This is a genomic window from Citrobacter sp. Marseille-Q3906, from assembly GCF_916618775.1.
In the GTDB taxonomy this organism is placed as follows: Bacteria; Pseudomonadota; Gammaproteobacteria; order Enterobacterales; family Enterobacteriaceae; genus Citrobacter; species Citrobacter murliniae.
Map to the genome: position 1 here is coordinate 1 of NZ_CAKAKA010000001.1, position 16,719 is coordinate 16,719.

Consider the following 16,719-nt stretch of genomic DNA (forward strand, 5'->3'; position numbering starts at 1 on the left):
TAAACCGGGATGACTAATCCGGGTAGTGACAAAGAAATTCGGTGGAGCGGTAGTTCAGTTGGTTAGAATACCTGCCTGTCACGCAGGGGGTCGCGGGTTCGAGTCCCGTCCGTTCCGCCACTTATTAGAAAATTAAGCCTGCTATTAATGCAGGCTTAATGATAATAAAATTTAGGGGCGTAGCTCAGTTGGTAGAGCACCGGTCTCCAAAACCGGGTGTCGCGAGTTCGAGTCTCTCCGCCCCTGCCAGAAACAATCCTTAGCATTTTTGCTAAGGATTTTTTTTACCTGAAAATTGTGCCAATAGACCCTCCTGATTTCAGTTTCCCGGCATCCTTGCCAGTATTTTCTCTAACCTTCCAAAATATTCGTTTTTAGAAGATCTCGAATAAGCGGGTACTTATCGCTATTTTGTAGCCAAACTGCATACAATGGACGTGAAAGCGTAGCGCTATCGGCAACTGTGTGGAGATCACTTTTTGCTTTTGCCCAATTGACGGGAAGCCAGCTAAACCCCTTAAGTACAGAAAGTTGTTGCCTTGCCAGTTCAGCTGAACTGGTGGTAAGTACCGGAACTTCATCGGCTGCGATCAATCCAGTTTCATGTTGTTGAAAGTCCGGCCCCCATTCCAGGCGCAAATAATTCAATTCATCTTTTGTTAGTGATGGTGTACTGCAATAAAGTGCCAGCGTGAAATATCCCAGCAATTGGCTACTAAATTCGTCCATTTTTGGGGCTTCAGTTGTGATCAGCAGATCAAGTTGTCGCTCATGAAGCTGTTTAACTAATGACTGACGCTGAGCGATCCTGGCTTCAAATTGCAGGCTGGATTGTGGCTCTTGCAACTGATACAAACGACCCAACCAGTTATTAAGCATGCACTCCCAAAGGGATGCGCTGGCTCCGATAGAAAACTCATTATGTCGCGAGGTATTTGCAACTTCCTTACGTGCTGCTTGCCACGTATTCATCAGCGTTTCTGCATAGGGCAATAATTTTTCACCCGCAGCGGTCAAACGGATATTGTTTCTGTGTCGGGTGAAGAGGTTCACACCAAGTTGATTTTCCAGCTGTCTGATCCGAAAACTTACTGCCGATTGGGTCAGGTAGAGCGCTTCAGCAGCCCGACCAAAGTGGCGTGTCCGGCTAACTTCCAGGAAAGTTTTTAACAATTCCGTATCCACAACTCGCTCCGTAAAATTATTTGTCGTTATGATTTAAATCTTTTGTTTGACGCTCTGTCAAGCGTAACTAATACTCCGCGCCATAAATAGCTCGGCCAAAGAATTAGGAGCGTGCAGGATGGCGGAAAGCTTTACGACGACTAATCGATATTTCGACAATAAATATTATCCCCGCGGATTCTCCCGTCATGGTGATTTCACCATTAAAGAGGCACAGCTGCTTGAGCGTCACGGTTATGCCTTCAATGAGTTGGATCTGGGCAAGCGTGAACCGGTAACTGAAGAAGAAAAACTGTTTGTTGCGGTATGCCGTGGTGAACGTGAGCCGGTTACCGAAGCTGAACGTGTGTGGTCTAAATACATGACGCGTATTAAGCGTCCGAAGCGTTTCCACACTCTGTCTGGCGGGAAACCTCAGGTAGAAGGTGCTGAAGATTACACCGAGTCAGATGATTAATAAAAAAAGGGCGAAAGCCCTTTTTTTATGCCAGTAGTTTCTGCAAATGAATTAATAATCTGTCTATTGCCCGATAACCAACAGCTTCCTGTAAGTGCTGGCGGGTTATATGGTCGCATTGTTCAATATCTGCAATAGTTCGAGCGACCTTTATCAGCCGTAGCCAGGCGCGGATGGATAATCCAAGGTGCGCTAACGTTTCTTCCAGCCAGCGTGCGTCATCGCTGCGCAGCTCGCAAAATTTATGTATATCCTGGCTATTCAGATGCGCGTTTAATTTCTTTTGTCGCTGATACTGACGCTCTCTTGCCACCATGACGCGTTTCTTCACTGTAGCGCTGTCTTCTCCTTTCATTACGCTCTGGCAAAGTATGCCTGGAGGCGGCAGGGGTACTTCGAGTGAGAGATCGAAGCGGTCGAGAAAAGGACCTGATAATCGACTGAGATAACGTAGCGTTTGCTCTGGGGTACAACGGTTGTGGTTTCCCTGATAGTGGCCCGTTGGGCTTGGGTTCATTGCAGCAACCAGTTGAAATCGTGCAGGGTAAGTTATTTTTGCCCGAGTGCGTGATAAATGGATCTGCCCGGATTCAATAGGTTCGCGTAGTGCATCCAGCGTACGCCGTTCAAACTCGGGTAATTCATCCAGAAACAATACGCCGTTATGTGCCAGAGAAATTTCTCCTGGCGCGGGAATGGATCCACCACCCACCATTGCGGTTAATGAGGCGCTGTGATGAGGTGAGCGAAATGGACGTTGCTTCCACTGCTTTTGTATCGTGTCGGAATTGACCAGACTGAGGATTGCTGCGCTTTCCAGAGCCTCGTCATTGCTAAGAGGTGGTAACAACCCTCTCAGACGACTTGCCAGCATCGTTTTCCCCGTCCCGGGAGGACCTATTAGCAGGAGATTGTGACCGCCTGCAGCGGTGATCTCTAACCCTCGTTTGCCCTGTTCCTGACCGATGACGTCACTAAGGTCATCAGGAAAAAAAACTCTGGGTGTGGAATCTGCGGATATCGGCCTTTCCAAATCATGCTTACCTTCCAGAAATGCGCATACGGCCTGCAAGTGATCGGCAATCAAACACCCTTCACCGTGTATCAGTCCAACTTCTGCTGCATTCTCTTTTGCGACAATAATTTGCCTGCCTGCACGAATTGCTTCGGTCGCGCTGGATATAGCTCCTGGAACGCCGCGTAGTGCGCCTGTAAGCGCTAATTCGCCTACCAGCTCATATGTGTTGAGATTATGAGTTGTAAGCTGCTCAGAAGCGGCCAGAAGCGCGATGGCGATAGGTAAATCGTATCTCCCCCCTTCTTTGGGAAGATCTGCCGGGGCGAGGTTAATCGTTATCTTTTTTGCCGGAAATTCATACCCGCTATTAATAATCGCACTGCGAACCCGATCGCGGGCTTCTTTCACCGTCGTTTCGGGTAACCCCACCATGGTTAAACCTGGCAGACCATTGCTGATATGTACCTCAATGGTAATGGGTGGCGCATTCACACCAAGCGCGGCGCGTGTGTAGACAATTGACAGTGACATATCCCCTCCTGAGATAGGTATTATGTCGTAAAAAATAGCGGCAATATCTTGTCTTTTTGATATTTTTAGATGCTTATTCACGTATTTTTGTGTAATTGCAAACTGCCTATGTAACCTCTGGAATCGTGCTAGCAAAGGTAAGTTAATCAGCTCAAAGTCGATAGATAGCGCCGTCGAAATTGCTCAATAACGTGAAATATTTTCATTTTCTATTTTTTGTATAAAAAACAACGGTGTTTATATAAACCGTTAACTACGTCAGAAAAATGAATGTAAAAATATCTTGTGTCATCTTTAAATTCTATGGTAACTCTTTAGGTATTCCTTCGAACAAGATGCAAGAAAATACAAAAATGACAGCCCTTCTACGAGTGATTAGCCTGGTCGTGATTAGCGTGGTGGTGATTATTATCCCACCGTGCGGGGCTGCACTTGGACGAGGAAAGGCTTAGAAAACAAGCCTTAACGAACTAAGACCCCCGCACCGAAAGGTCCGGGGGTTTTTTTTGACCTTAAAAACATAAACGAGGAGCAGAAAGTGAACGGTAGCATAAAATTCTGTTTCTCAAGATTTACGGCGGGGATGTAACTATGAATGGGGCACAGTGGGTGGTACATGCGTTGCGTGCACAAGGGGTTAAAACCGTCTTTGGTTATCCCGGGGGCGCAATTATGCCGGTTTACGATGCATTGTATGACGGTGGCGTAGAACACTTGTTGTGCCGACACGAGCAAGGTGCGGCGATGGCGGCGATTGGCTATGCCCGTTCAACGGGTAAAACCGGCGTTTGTATTGCCACCTCTGGTCCAGGTGCTACTAACCTGATCACCGGTCTGGCTGATGCCTTGTTAGATTCCGTTCCCGTTGTTGCCATCACCGGCCAGGTGTCCTCCCCGTTTATCGGAACCGATGCGTTCCAGGAAGTGGACGTTCTGGGATTGTCGTTGGCATGTACTAAACACAGTTTTTTGGTGCAATCATTTGAAGAGTTACCACGCATCCTGGCTGAAGCTTTCGAGGTTGCGAATTCTGGTCGCCCAGGCCCGGTATTGGTGGATATCCCAAAGGATATCCAACTGGCCAGTGGGTCGCTGGAACCCTATTTTTCTACCGTCGAAAACGCAGCGGCTTTCCCATATCCTGAGGTTGAACAAGCCCGTAAGATGCTGGCGCAGGCACAAAAGCCGGTTCTGTACGTTGGCGGCGGTGTGGGCATGGCGCAGGCGGTTCCGGCTCTGCGTGAGTTCATTGCAGTAACGCAGATCCCAGCGGTTTGTACACTGAAAGGTCTGGGTTCTGTCGATGCAGCTTACCCGTACTACCTGGGTATGTTGGGAATGCACGGTACCAAAGCTGCAAACTTTGCCGTGCAGGAGTGCGACTTGCTGATTGCTGTCGGTGCTCGTTTTGATGACCGGGTGACCGGTAAGTTAAATACTTTCGCACCGAATGCCAACGTGATCCATATGGATATCGATCCGGCCGAGATGAACAAGCTGCGTCAGACGCACGTTGCGCTGCAAGGTGATTTGAATACGCTGTTACCCGCATTACAACAACCGTTGACCATCAACGAATGGTGCCAATATGCCGCAGACATGCGGGCTGAACATGCCTGGCGCTACGATCATCCTGGCGAAGCTATCTACGCGCCATTGTTATTAAAACAATTGTCCGACCGTAAACCTGCCGATAGCGTAGTCACCACCGATGTCGGTCAGCATCAGATGTGGTCCGCACAGCACATGACCTACGCTCGCCCGGAGAACTTCATCACCTCCAGTGGCCTCGGAACAATGGGTTTTGGCTTACCTGCGGCGGTGGGCGCGCAGGTGGCTCGCCCGGACGATACGGTAATCTGTATCTCCGGTGACGGCTCTTTTATGATGAACGTACAGGAGTTGGGCACCGTAAAACGCAAGCAGTTGCCGCTGAAGATTGTCTTACTCGATAACCAGCGGTTAGGCATGGTGCGACAATGGCAGCAGCTGTTTTTCCAGGAACGTTATAGCGAAACCACTCTTACCGATAACCCCGATTTTCTTATGTTAGCCAGCGCCTTCGGCATCCCTGGCCAACACATTACCCGTAAAGACCAGGTTGAAGCGGCACTCGACACTATGCTGAATAGTGAGGGTCCATACCTGCTTCATGTCTCAATCGACGAACTTGAGAACGTCTGGCCTCTGGTACCGCCAGGTGCCAGTAACTCAGAAATGCTGGAGAAATTATCATGATGCAACATCAGGTCGCCGTTGAGGCTCGTTTCAATCCGGAAACGTTAGAACGTGTTTTACGCGTGGTACGCCATCGTGGTTTTCAGGTGTGTTCCATGAACATGGAAGCAGCTTCCGATGCTCAAAATATAAATATCGAATTGACCGTTGCCAGCCCCCGGTCGGTCGACTTACTGTTTAGTCAGTTAACTAAACTGGTCGATGTTGCACATGTTGCTATCTGCCAGAGTTCTACCACATCACAACAAATCCGCGCCTGAGCGCAAAAGGAAGAAAAATGACGACGAAAAAAGCTGATTACATTTGGTCCAATGGCGAGATGATTCGTTGGGAAGATGCGAAGGTTCACGTGATGTCCCACGCACTGCACTATGGTACTTCAGTATTTGAAGGTATCCGTTGCTACGATTCTCACAAAGGCCCGGTGGTGTTCCGTCATCGTGAACATATGCAGCGTCTGCGTGATTCAGCCAAGATCTATCGTTTTCCGGTATCTCAGAGCGTTGATGAACTGATGGAAGCCTGTCGCGCGGTGATCCGCAAAAACAATCTGACCAGCGCCTATATCCGTCCGCTGGTATTTGTTGGCGATGTGGGTATGGGCGTTAACCCGCCGGCAGGATACACCACGGATGTGATCATCGCTGCGTTCCCGTGGGGGGCGTATCTGGGCGCTGAAGCGCTGGATCAGGGGATCGATGCGATGGTTTCCTCGTGGAACCGTGTTGCACCAAACACTATTCCTACCGCTGCTAAAGCGGGTGGTAACTACCTGTCTTCGCTGCTGGTGGGTAGCGAAGCACGTCGTCATGGCTACCAGGAAGGGATTGCGCTGGACGTAAATGGCTACATCTCCGAAGGTGCAGGTGAAAACCTGTTTGAAGTTAAAGATGGCATTCTGTTTACCCCGCCATTTACCTCCTCCGCGCTGCCAGGCATCACGCGTGACGCGATCATCAAGCTGGCGAAAGATCTTGATATCGAAGTGCGTGAGCAGGTGTTGTCCCGCGAATCCCTGTACCTGGCCGACGAAGTGTTCATGTCCGGTACTGCGGCAGAAATCACTCCGGTGCGCAGCGTTGACGGTATCCAGGTGGGTGAAGGCCGTTGTGGCCCGGTGACCAAACGTATCCAGCAAGCCTTCTTTGGCCTCTTTACCGGTGAAACGGAAGATAAATACGGTTGGTTGGATCAGGTTAACCAATAAACATAAATTTGGGACGGCACGCACCGTCCCAATTATTAGATAGACGGGAGTAAATACAGCATGCCTAAGTATCGTTCTGCCACCACCACCCACGGCCGAAACATGGCGGGTGCACGCGCACTGTGGCGCGCCACCGGGATGACCGATGATGATTTCGGTAAACCGATTATTGCCGTGGTGAACTCCTTTACCCAGTTCGTACCGGGCCACGTGCACCTGCGCGATCTCGGTAAGCTGGTTGCCGAACAGATTGAAGCCTCAGGCGGCGTGGCGAAAGAGTTCAACACTATCGCTGTGGATGACGGTATCGCCATGGGGCACGGGGGTATGCTTTATTCACTGCCGTCGCGCGAGCTGATTGCCGATTCGGTGGAGTATATGGTGAATGCTCATTGCGCTGATGCGATGGTTTGCATTTCCAACTGCGACAAAATCACCCCGGGGATGTTAATGGCCTCTCTGCGGCTGAACATTCCGGTGATTTTTGTTTCCGGCGGGCCGATGGAAGCCGGTAAAACCAAGCTCTCCGACCAAATCATCAAGCTCGATCTGGTTGATGCGATGATTCAGGGTGCAGATCCGAAAGTCTCTGACTCCCAAAGCGATCAGATTGAACGTTCCGCCTGCCCAACCTGTGGTTCCTGTTCCGGGATGTTCACCGCTAACTCGATGAACTGTCTGACAGAAGCATTGGGCTTGTCGCAGCCGGGCAATGGATCGCTGCTGGCAACCCACACTGACCGTAAGCAGCTGTTTCTCAATGCCGGTTCACGAATCGTTGAGCTGACCAAACGCTATTACGAGCAGAATGATGATTCCGCCCTGCCGCGCAATATTGCCAGCAAGGCGGCATTTGAAAACGCCATGACGCTGGATATCGCCATGGGCGGTTCCACTAACACCGTTCTGCACTTGCTGGCCGCCGCGCAGGAAGCGGAAATTGACTTCACGATGAGTGATATCGATAAGCTGTCTCGCAAGGTTCCACAGTTGTGTAAAGTGGCGCCAAGTACGCAGAAATACCATATGGAAGATGTTCACCGTGCGGGCGGCGTACTGGGCATTTTAGGCGAGCTGGATCGTGCAGGTCTGTTGAATCGTGATGTGAAAAACGTACTGGGGCTGACTTTGTCGCAGTCTCTGGAGCAGTACGATGTGATGCTGACTCAGGATGAGGCGGTGAAAAAGATGTTCCGCGCAGGCCCGGCGGGTATTCGTACCACCCAGGCATTCTCGCAGGACTGCCGCTGGGATACGCTGGATGATGATCGTGCCGAGGGTTGTATCCGCTCGCTGGAACATGCCTACAGCAAAGATGGTGGCCTGGCGGTACTGTACGGTAATTTCGCTGAAAATGGGTGTATCGTCAAAACCGCTGGTGTGGACGACAGTATTCTGAAATTCACTGGTCCTGCCAAAGTTTATGAGAGTCAGGATGAGGCGGTAGATGCGATTCTTGGCGGTAAAGTTGTTGCGGGCGATGTGGTCGTTATTCGCTACGAAGGGCCTAAAGGTGGACCGGGGATGCAGGAAATGCTCTACCCAACGACCTTCCTGAAATCGATGGGGCTGGGTAAAGCGTGCGCGCTGATAACCGACGGTCGTTTCTCCGGTGGAACATCGGGTCTCTCTATCGGTCACGTCTCTCCGGAAGCGGCCAGCGGCGGCAATATTGCTATCATTGAAGATGGCGACATGATTGCCATCGATATCCCGAATCGCGGTATTCAATTGCAACTCAGCGATGCGGAAATTGCTGCCCGCCGTGAAGCGCAGGAAGCCCGCGGCGATAAAGCCTGGACACCAAAAGATCGTCAGCGTCAGGTTTCCTTTGCTCTTCGCGCTTATGCCAGTCTGGCAACCAGTGCCGACAAAGGTGCGGTACGTGATAAATCGAAATTGGGGGGGTAATGACTATGGCTGATTCACAACCCCTGTCTGGCACCCCTGAGGGTGCCGAGTATCTCAGGGCGGTGCTGCGTGCGCCGGTCTATGAAGCGGTACAGGTGACGCCGCTGCAAAAAATGGAAAAGCTCTCATCGCGCCTCGACAACGTCATTCTGGTGAAGCGCGAAGACCGACAACCGGTTCACAGCTTCAAGCTGCGTGGTGCCTATGCCATGATGGCGGGCCTTACAGAAGCGCAAAAAGCGCATGGTGTAATCACCGCATCTGCAGGTAATCATGCCCAGGGAGTTGCCTTTTCTTCTGCTCGTCTTGGCGTGAAGGCGTTGATTGTCATGCCGACCGCGACTGCGGATATCAAAGTGGATGCGGTACGCGGTTTTGGCGGCGAGGTGTTGCTGCACGGCGCAAATTTTGATGAAGCTAAAGCTAAAGCCATTGAGCTTTCGCAACAGCAGGGCTTTACCTGGGTTCCACCGTTCGACCATCCTATGGTTATTGCCGGACAAGGGACGCTGGCGCTGGAATTACTTCAGCAGGATGCGCACCTGGATCGCGTTTTTGTTCCGGTGGGTGGCGGCGGACTGGCGGCAGGTGTTGCGGTGCTGATTAAACAGCTGATGCCGCAGATCAAAGTCATTGCGGTTGAAGCTGAAGATTCTGCTTGCCTGAAGGCGGCGCTGGAAGCCGGTCATCCGGTAGATCTTCCGCGCGTCGGATTGTTTGCAGAGGGGGTGGCGGTCAAGCGTATCGGTGACGAAACTTTCCGCCTGTGTCAGGAATACCTTGATGACATCATCACCGTTGACAGCGATGCTATCTGTGCGGCGATGAAGGATCTGTTCGAGGACGTGCGTGCTGTGGCGGAACCGTCTGGTGCACTGGCGCTGGCGGGGATGAAAAAATACATTGCCCAGCACAATATTCGCGGCGAACGTCTGGCGCATGTGCTCTCTGGCGCTAACGTCAATTTCCACGGTCTGCGCTACGTTTCTGAACGCTGCGAGCTGGGGGAACAGCGTGAAGCGTTGCTGGCGGTGACGATCCCGGAAGAGAAGGGCAGCTTCCTGAAATTCTGTCAGCTGCTGGGTGGGCGCTCGGTCACCGAGTTTAACTACCGTTTTGCCGATGCCAAAGACGCCTGTATTTTTGTCGGTGTGCGCCTGAGCCGTGGGCTGGAAGAACGTAAGGAAATCCTCCAGTTGCTCAATGACGGTGGTTACAGCGTGGTGGATCTTTCCGACGACGAAATGGCCAAGCTGCATGTGCGCTATATGGTTGGTGGGCGTCCGTCAAAACCGCTACAAGAGCGTTTGTACAGCTTCGAGTTTCCCGAGTCTCCGGGGGCGCTGTTGAAATTCCTGCATACCCTGGGTACCCACTGGAATATTTCCCTTTTCCACTACCGCAGCCACGGTACCGACTATGGTCGGGTGCTGGCTGCATTTGAACTGGCCGATCATGAACCGGACTTTGAAACCAGACTGAACGAGTTGGGTTATGACTGTCATGATGAGACTCACAACCCGGCGTTTCGCTTCTTCCTTGCAGGTTAGTATTAACGTTCGTTGGGCGGATAGGGCGCAAGCGTACTATCCGCCCAGGTTTTAATGGTTGGGTAAAATTTTCCAGAATGCATCAATCAGCGGCTCATGCAGCCGCTTTTTTTGTGCACAAACGCCCAGCTCAAACGGTGTTCTTTCATCGCTACGTTCTAATATCATCACGCGGTTACGCACCGGTTCAGGGCTGTTTTCCAGCACCACTTCTGGCAGCAATGCCACGCCACACCCGAGCGCCACCATCGATACCATGGCTTCATGCCCACCGACTGTGGCGTAAATCATAGGGTTGCTGATTTTATTACGCCGGAACCACAGCTCAATACGGCGGCGCACCGGCCCCTGATCGGCCATGATAAACGGTATCGATGACCAGTCAGGTTCATCGGCGGAGATTTGGCTGCGAACCGGGCAAGGCAGCGCCGGGGCGATGAGCACCACCGTCAGATTTTCCAGCATCGAAAAAGCCACTGCGCCAGGCAATGTTTCTGGTTTCCCGGCAATGGCCAGATCGGCTTCTCCGGTGACCACTTTTTCCATCGCATCAGCGGCGTCGCCGGTTGTGAGCTTAATTTCTACTGACGGATGTTCGGCGCGAAAGCGATCCAGAATTGGCGGCAGATGGCTGTAGGCGGCGGTCACTGAACAGAAGATATGCAACTCACCGGACAGCGATGGCCCTTGCTGATCAAGGGTATGACGCAATTGCTGATATTGGAGCAACGTCTGTTGGGCAAACACGCGCAACTCTTCTCCCGCCTCGGTCAGCGTGACCGTGCGATTATCGCGCACAAACAGTGGTTGCCCGAGATCTTCCTCAAGGCGCTGAATCTGTCGGGAGAGCGTGGAAGGACTGACGTGCATCGCCCGTGCACTGCGGCCAAAATGGCGGCTTTCCGCCAGGTGCAGGAAGGTTTTCAGATCGCGTAAATCCACAGGCTTAGCCCTCGATGTTGACGTTGCAGAAATTGCAATGTGACGTTGTGAATATATCAATTTCCGCAATAAATTTCCTGTTGTAATGTGAGTACATTCTCGCTTAAACGCGAACCGAACAATAAGAAGCACAACATCACGAGGAATCACCATGGCTAACTACTTTAATACACTGAATCTGCGCCAGCAGCTGGCACAGCTGGGTAAATGTCGCTTTATGGGCCGCGAAGAATTCGCCGACGGCGCGAGCTACCTTCAGGGTAAAAAAGTGGTTATCGTCGGCTGTGGTGCTCAAGGTCTGAACCAGGGGCTGAACATGCGTGACTCTGGTCTGGATATCTCCTATGCCCTGCGTAAAGAAGCGATTGCTGAGAAGCGCGCATCCTGGCGCAAAGCAACAGAAAACGGCTTCAAAGTAGGTACTTACGAAGAGCTGATCCCGCAGGCTGATCTGGTGGTTAACCTGACGCCAGACAAACAGCACTCTGACGTTGTGCGTTCCGTTCAGCCGCTGATGAAAGACGGCGCGGCGCTGGGCTATTCCCATGGCTTCAACATCGTGGAAGTGGGTGAGCAGATCCGTAAAGATATCACCGTGGTGATGGTAGCGCCGAAATGCCCGGGAACCGAAGTGCGTGAAGAGTACAAACGTGGTTTCGGTGTACCGACCCTGATCGCCGTCCATCCGGAAAATGACCCTAAAGGTGAAGGCATGGCGATTGCTAAAGCCTGGGCTGCGGCAACCGGTGGTCACCGTGCTGGCGTACTGGAATCCTCTTTCGTCGCGGAAGTGAAATCTGACCTGATGGGTGAGCAGACTATCCTGTGCGGTATGCTGCAGGCCGGTTCTCTGCTGTGCTTCGATAAACTGGTGCAAGAAGGTACTGACCCGGCTTACGCAGAAAAACTGATTCAGTTCGGCTGGGAAACCATCACCGAAGCGCTGAAACAGGGTGGTATTACGCTGATGATGGACCGCCTGTCTAACCCGGCGAAACTGCGTGCTTACGCGTTGTCCGAGCAACTGAAAGAGATCATGGCGCCGCTGTTCCAGAAACATATGGATGACATCATCTCCGGCGAATTCTCCTCCGGTATGATGGCGGACTGGGCCAACGATGATAAGAAACTGCTGACCTGGCGTGAAGAGACCGGTAAAACTGCGTTTGAAACTGCGCCGCAGTTTGAAGGCAAAATTGGCGAGCAGGAGTACTTCGATAAAGGTGTACTGATGATTGCGATGGTGAAAGCGGGCGTTGAGCTGGCATTCGAAACCATGGTGGCGTCCGGCATTATCGAAGAGTCTGCTTACTATGAGTCACTCCATGAGCTGCCGCTGATTGCCAACACCATTGCCCGTAAGCGTCTGTACGAAATGAACGTGGTTATTTCCGATACTGCAGAATACGGCAACTATCTGTTCTCTTACGCTTGCGTACCGCTGCTGAAAGAGTTCATGACTACGTTGCAGACAGGCGACCTGGGTAAAGCGATTGCCGAAGGTGCGGTAGATAACGCACAGCTGCGTGATGTGAACGAAGCGATTCGCAGCCATGCAATTGAGAAAGTGGGTCAGAAGCTGCGTGGCTACATGACTGACATGAAGCGTATTGCTGTCGCGGGCTAAAAATGTGTCGGGTGGCGTTAACGCTTACCCGACTTTCATCGTAGTACGTAGCTGCCATCCGGCAGATAAACCCGGCGCTTATACTCACCGGGTTTTTTATTAGTTGCGGTACAGCACCTTAATGATGTGGTAACCGAACTGCGTATGCAGTGGGCCGGTGGGTTCCAGTACCGGGCAGGAGAAAACCACTTTATCAAACGCCGGAACCATCTGGCCTTGACGGAACTCACCCAGGTGACCGCCTTTTTTACCTGACGGGCAGGTAGAGTGTTTCTTCGCCAGTTTCTCGAAGTCTGCGCCGTTTTTAATTTGTTCCAGAAGATCCAGAGCCAGTTTCTCTTCTTTAACAAGGATATGCAGTGCTGCTGCTGTTTTTGCCATGATCGTGCCTTGAGTGGGATGGTTGAGGCTGGCTATACTACCATGCTCTAAATCTCCCCTCCCGACTTTCATTGAGTGACCTTTATGCGTTTAAACCCCGGACAACAACAAGCCGTCGAATTCGTCACCGGACCTTGCCTGGTGCTGGCGGGGGCCGGTTCTGGTAAGACGCGCGTGATCACGAATAAAATTGCCCATCTGATTCGCGAATGTGGCTATCAGGCACGGCATATTGCAGCGGTGACCTTTACTAACAAGGCCGCGCGCGAGATGAAAGAGCGTGTGGCGCAGACGCTGGGCCGTAAAGAAGCGCGTGGTTTGATGATCTCCACCTTCCACACTCTGGGGTTGGATATTATCAAGCGTGAGTACGCGGCGTTGGGGATGAAATCCAACTTCTCTCTGTTTGATGATACCGATCAGGTGGCGCTGCTTAAAGATCTGACCGACGGGTTGATCGACGATGATAAAGTGGTGCTGCAACAGCTGATCTCGACGATCTCCAACTGGAAAAACGATCTAATGACTCCGGCGCAGGCGGCGGCTAGCGCTAAAGGGGAGCGTGACCGTATTTTTGCCCATTGCTACGGTTTGTACGATGCCCATATGAAGGCGTGTAACGTTCTCGATTTTGACGATCTGATTTTGCTTCCGACTTTGCTACTACAGCGCAATGAAGAGGTGAGAGAACGCTGGCAGAACAGAATCCGCTATCTGCTGGTGGATGAATACCAGGATACCAACACCAGTCAGTACGAGTTGGTTAAGCTGCTGGTGGGACGCCGTGCGCGCTTTACTGTGGTGGGGGACGATGACCAGTCTATCTATTCCTGGCGTGGTGCACGTCCGCAGAATCTGGTGCTGCTGAGCAAAGATTTTCCGGCGTTGCAGGTGGTCAAGCTGGAACAAAACTACCGTTCTTCCGGACGTATTCTGAAAGCGGCAAATATTCTCATTGCCAACAACCCACATGTCTTTGAAAAAAGGCTCTTTTCCGAACTGGGTTATGGCGCTGAACTAAAAGTACTGAGTGCCAATAACGAAGAGCACGAAGCAGAGCGCGTGACCGGAGAACTGATTGCCCATCACTTTGTTAACAAAACACAGTATAAAGATTACGCGATCCTCTATCGCGGTAATCATCAGTCGCGGGTGTTCGAAAAATTCCTGATGCAGAACCGCATTCCGTACAAAATTTCCGGCGGAACGTCGTTTTTCTCGCGCCCGGAGATCAAAGATTTGCTGGCCTATCTGCGGGTATTGAGCAATCCGGATGATGACAGCGCATTTCTGCGCATAGTGAATACCCCGAAACGTGAAATCGGCCCTGCCACGCTGCAAAAATTGGGCGAGTGGGCAATGACGCGTAATAAAAGTTTGTTTACTGCCAGCTTTGATATGGGGCTTAGCCAGACGCTTACCGGGCGTGGTTATGACTCTCTGACTCGTTTTACTCACTGGCTGGGTGAAATTCAGCGCCTGGCAGAGCGCGAACCGATTGCAGCAGTACGTGACCTGATCCACGGCATTGATTACGAATCCTGGCTGTATGAAACCTCGCCCAGTCCGAAAGCTGCAGAAATGCGCATGAAAAACGTCAATACGCTGTTCAGTTGGATGACGGAGATGCTGGAAGGCAGCGAGCTGGAAGAGCCGATGACGTTGACCCAGGTGGTGACGCGCTTTACGTTACGCGACATGATGGAGCGCGGGGAGAGCGAAGAAGAGTTGGATCAGGTGCAGTTAATGACGCTACACGCCTCAAAAGGGCTGGAGTTTCCGTATGTGTTTATGGTGGGCATGGAAGAGGGATTCCTGCCGCACCAGAGCAGCATTGACGAAGACAACATAGATGAAGAGCGTCGCCTGGCCTATGTAGGGATCACCCGTGCACAGAAAGAGCTTATCTTCACGCTGTGTAAAGAGCGTCGCCAGTACGGCGAACTGGTGCGCCCGGAACCGAGCCGTTTTCTGCTGGAATTACCGCAGGATGACGTTATCTGGGAACAGGAACGTAAAGTGGTGAGTGCTGAAGAACGGATGCAAAAAGGACAGAGTCACCTGGCGAATCTGAAAGCAATGATGGCTGCAAAGAAAGCGAAATAGTCGATCGGGGCGGGTCTGAAATGTGCTGACAGACCCGATAAGATGCGCTGGCATCACCATCCGGCATGTGAAACGTTACTGTACTTCCAGTGGCCAGTGGACGTAACTTTGCCACTGGCTTTCCTGATCGATAAGCTCTTTACCCAGCGGATGATGCGCCAGCCAGCCTTCTGGCAATCTTACCGTAAGGTGCTCATTCTTTGCGACCAGATGAATTTCTGGCACTAAGTCGTCACGGCGACGACTGGCGAAAATAATCGCCAGGCGTAGCAAGCGGCAAAGATGTTCTGCGATGCGAGGCGGCACGGCATTTTGCTGGTGGAGTGAGGAGAGATCGACCGGATTGGTCTGGTTTAATAATAGCGTCGCTAACAGTTTTTTCTGTGCCGGGGTAAATCCTGGAAGATCAAGGTTTCGCACCAGCCAGGCGGCATGTAGTGGTGCCTGCTTATATTCCACACTCAAGCCTATTTCATGCAACTGACAGGCACTTTGCAGCAGTTCGCTACTGATAGCTTCAAGATGCCACTCATTTTTCACTTGATCGAATAAATGTACTGCCAACTTTGCAACGCGGTTTGCCTGATCGGTATCGACCATAAACCGACGCTGAATATTGCGTAACGTACGACTGCGAATGTCCTGATCCACCGGCAAGTGCAGCATGCCGTACACCAGGCCTTCACGTAATGCACCGCCCGCGAGAGTCATACACTGAATGTTCAGTTCGGTAAAAATGGCGATCAGAATCGCCAGCCCGCTGGGGAACACCAGTGCGCGCTCCAGTGTTAGCCCTTCGATTTCCAGCTCTTCCAGACGTCCGCAATGAATGGCGCGTTGTTTTAACTGCTGGAGTTTTGCCAGAGTAATGCGTTCATCCATGCCCTGCGCCATCATAATTTCCTGCAAAGCCTGTACGGTGCCAGAAGCACCTACGCAGACTTTCCAGCCATGAAAGCGCAGCTTGTCAGCGACCGGGCGCAGAACGTCACGTGCTGCTTTCTCGGCTTCGTCAAAGTTTTCTTGTGCCAGATTTCGATCGGTGAAATACCGTTCGAGCCACGTAACACAGCCCATTGACAGACTAAACAGTGAGGTTGTTTGCGCACCAGAGCCAGTTACCAGCTCTGTACTGGCTCCACCAATATCAACGACCAGACGCTGATCAGCGCCGCCGGTGGTGTGGGCAACGCCCTGATAGATAAGACGCGCTTCTTCTTCGCCGCTAATAACCTGAACAGCACAGCCGAGGATCTCTTGCGCTTTCGCAATAAAAACATCGGCATTGACGGCGATACGCAATGTCGCTGTGGCGACCACCCGGATTTGCGGCTGAGGGATATCCTGCAGACGCTCAGCAAACAGGCGCAGGCATTGCCAGCCGCGCTCCATTGCTTCTGCGGAGAGAATATTTTCGCTGTTCAGCCCAGCAGCCAGACGCACTTTGCGCTTAATTCGCGTGAGTGTCTGAATACTCCCTGCTACTTCGCGCACTACCAGCATATGAAAACTATTGGATCCGAGATCTATTGCTGCATAGAGCGAAGTAGAGTTGAGCATGACTTA

14 protein-coding genes and 2 tRNA genes are annotated in these 16,719 nt (G+C 51.7%); 11 read left to right on the forward strand and 5 right to left on the reverse strand.

Annotation, left to right across the window (positions count from 1 at the left end; all coding sequences use genetic code 11):
• The first annotated feature begins 43 nt into the window (after positions 1-43).
• Together LG384_RS00005 and LG384_RS00010 are read left to right on the forward strand one after the other, a co-directional pair.
• Positions 44-120, forward strand: a tRNA-Asp gene (locus LG384_RS00005).
• 53 nt (positions 121-173) lie between these two features.
• Positions 174-249 (forward strand) — tRNA-Trp (locus tag LG384_RS00010).
• 102 nt (positions 250-351) lie between these two features.
• On the opposite strand, the gene hdfR is transcribed toward LG384_RS00010, so the two are convergent.
• Positions 352-1,215, reverse strand: coding sequence for an HTH-type transcriptional regulator HdfR (hdfR, locus tag LG384_RS00015; protein ID WP_370637026.1), 864 nt, complete (start codon positions 1,213-1,215; stop codon positions 352-354).
• 88 nt (positions 1,216-1,303) lie between these two features.
• Between hdfR and maoP the strand changes: the two genes are divergently transcribed.
• Complete coding sequence (gene maoP / locus LG384_RS00020; RefSeq protein ID WP_003018025.1) at positions 1,304-1,642, forward strand: macrodomain Ori organization protein MaoP; 339 nt, start codon at positions 1,304-1,306, stop codon at positions 1,640-1,642.
• Positions 1,643-1,667: 25 nt separating this feature from the next.
• On the opposite strand, the gene LG384_RS00025 is transcribed toward maoP, so the two are convergent.
• Positions 1,668-3,191: a YifB family Mg chelatase-like AAA ATPase gene (locus LG384_RS00025; RefSeq protein WP_225760300.1), complete on the reverse strand. Its 1,524-nt coding sequence runs from the start codon at positions 3,189-3,191 to the stop codon at positions 1,668-1,670.
• 353 nt (positions 3,192-3,544) lie between these two features.
• Between LG384_RS00025 and ilvL the strand changes: the two genes are divergently transcribed.
• From ilvL to ilvA, 6 genes are all read left to right on the forward strand, one after another.
• Positions 3,545-3,643 carry an ilv operon leader peptide gene (gene ilvL / locus LG384_RS00030; RefSeq protein WP_001311244.1) on the forward strand — a complete coding sequence of 33 codons (99 nt, stop codon included), beginning with the start codon at positions 3,545-3,547 and terminating at the stop codon, positions 3,641-3,643.
• A gap of 139 nt (positions 3,644-3,782) precedes the next feature.
• Complete coding sequence (gene ilvG / locus LG384_RS00035; RefSeq protein WP_200013126.1) at positions 3,783-5,429, forward strand: acetolactate synthase 2 catalytic subunit; 1,647 nt, start codon at positions 3,783-3,785, stop codon at positions 5,427-5,429.
• Complete coding sequence (ilvM, locus tag LG384_RS00040) at positions 5,426-5,689, forward strand: acetolactate synthase 2 small subunit (RefSeq protein ID WP_045449048.1); 264 nt, start codon at positions 5,426-5,428, stop codon at positions 5,687-5,689. The genes ilvG and ilvM overlap by 4 nt, the downstream gene beginning before the upstream one ends.
• A gap of 17 nt (positions 5,690-5,706) precedes the next feature.
• Positions 5,707-6,636, forward strand: coding sequence for a branched-chain amino acid transaminase (locus LG384_RS00045; RefSeq protein ID WP_045449049.1), 930 nt, complete (start codon positions 5,707-5,709; stop codon positions 6,634-6,636).
• A gap of 60 nt (positions 6,637-6,696) precedes the next feature.
• Complete coding sequence (gene ilvD, locus LG384_RS00050; RefSeq protein ID WP_045449050.1) at positions 6,697-8,547, forward strand: dihydroxy-acid dehydratase; 1,851 nt, start codon at positions 6,697-6,699, stop codon at positions 8,545-8,547.
• A 5-nt stretch (positions 8,548-8,552) separates the two neighbouring features.
• Positions 8,553-10,097 (forward strand): threonine ammonia-lyase, biosynthetic, encoded by a 1,545-nt coding sequence (gene ilvA, locus LG384_RS00055; RefSeq protein ID WP_045449849.1) that lies wholly within the window; start codon positions 8,553-8,555, stop codon positions 10,095-10,097.
• Positions 10,098-10,148: 51 nt separating this feature from the next.
• On the opposite strand, the gene ilvY is transcribed toward ilvA, so the two are convergent.
• The gene (gene ilvY / locus LG384_RS00060; RefSeq protein ID WP_225760301.1) at positions 10,149-11,039 is read right to left on the reverse strand and encodes an HTH-type transcriptional activator IlvY; all 891 of its coding nucleotides are present in this window, start codon (positions 11,037-11,039) and stop codon (positions 10,149-10,151) included.
• Positions 11,040-11,190: 151 nt separating this feature from the next.
• Between ilvY and ilvC the strand changes: the two genes are divergently transcribed.
• Positions 11,191-12,666, forward strand: a complete 1,476-nt coding sequence (gene ilvC, locus LG384_RS00065; RefSeq protein ID WP_225760302.1) for a ketol-acid reductoisomerase — start codon at positions 11,191-11,193, stop codon at positions 12,664-12,666.
• Positions 12,667-12,765: 99 nt separating this feature from the next.
• Here ilvC and ppiC read toward each other — a convergent pair whose 3' ends face one another.
• Positions 12,766-13,047 (reverse strand): peptidylprolyl isomerase PpiC, encoded by a 282-nt coding sequence (gene ppiC, locus LG384_RS00070; protein WP_015960967.1) that lies wholly within the window; start codon positions 13,045-13,047, stop codon positions 12,766-12,768.
• Between the two features lie 84 nt (positions 13,048-13,131).
• On the opposite strand from ppiC, the gene rep reads away from it, so the two are divergent.
• Complete coding sequence (rep, locus tag LG384_RS00075; RefSeq protein WP_225760303.1) at positions 13,132-15,153, forward strand: DNA helicase Rep; 2,022 nt, start codon at positions 13,132-13,134, stop codon at positions 15,151-15,153.
• A 75-nt stretch (positions 15,154-15,228) separates the two neighbouring features.
• Here rep and gppA read toward each other — a convergent pair whose 3' ends face one another.
• Positions 15,229-16,713 carry a guanosine-5'-triphosphate,3'-diphosphate diphosphatase gene (gene gppA / locus LG384_RS00080; RefSeq protein WP_225760304.1) on the reverse strand — a complete coding sequence of 495 codons (1,485 nt, stop codon included), beginning with the start codon at positions 16,711-16,713 and terminating at the stop codon, positions 15,229-15,231.
• Positions 16,714-16,719: the final 6 nt, after the last annotated feature.

Excerpts from the sequence above, each read along its gene's own strand:
- maoP (WP_003018025.1), top strand. The coding sequence starts at position 1,304 with ATGGCGGAAAGCTTTACGACGACTAATCGATATTTCGACAATAAATAT.
- LG384_RS00025 (WP_225760300.1), bottom strand. The coding sequence starts at position 3,191 with ATGTCACTGTCAATTGTCTACACACGCGCCGCGCTTGGTGTGAATGCG.
- ilvL (WP_001311244.1), top strand. The coding sequence starts at position 3,545 with ATGACAGCCCTTCTACGAGTGATTAGCCTGGTCGTGATTAGCGTGGTG.
- ilvG (WP_200013126.1), top strand. The coding sequence starts at position 3,783 with ATGAATGGGGCACAGTGGGTGGTACATGCGTTGCGTGCACAAGGGGTT.
- ilvM (WP_045449048.1), top strand. The coding sequence starts at position 5,426 with ATGATGCAACATCAGGTCGCCGTTGAGGCTCGTTTCAATCCGGAAACG.
- LG384_RS00045 (WP_045449049.1), top strand. The coding sequence starts at position 5,707 with ATGACGACGAAAAAAGCTGATTACATTTGGTCCAATGGCGAGATGATT.
- ilvD (WP_045449050.1), top strand. The coding sequence starts at position 6,697 with ATGCCTAAGTATCGTTCTGCCACCACCACCCACGGCCGAAACATGGCG.
- ilvA (WP_045449849.1), top strand. The coding sequence starts at position 8,553 with ATGGCTGATTCACAACCCCTGTCTGGCACCCCTGAGGGTGCCGAGTAT.
- ilvC (WP_225760302.1), top strand. The coding sequence starts at position 11,191 with ATGGCTAACTACTTTAATACACTGAATCTGCGCCAGCAGCTGGCACAG.
- ppiC (WP_015960967.1), bottom strand. The coding sequence starts at position 13,047 with ATGGCAAAAACAGCAGCAGCACTGCATATCCTTGTTAAAGAAGAGAAA.
- rep (WP_225760303.1), top strand. The coding sequence starts at position 13,132 with ATGCGTTTAAACCCCGGACAACAACAAGCCGTCGAATTCGTCACCGGA.
- gppA (WP_225760304.1), bottom strand. The coding sequence starts at position 16,713 with ATGCTCAACTCTACTTCGCTCTATGCAGCAATAGATCTCGGATCCAAT.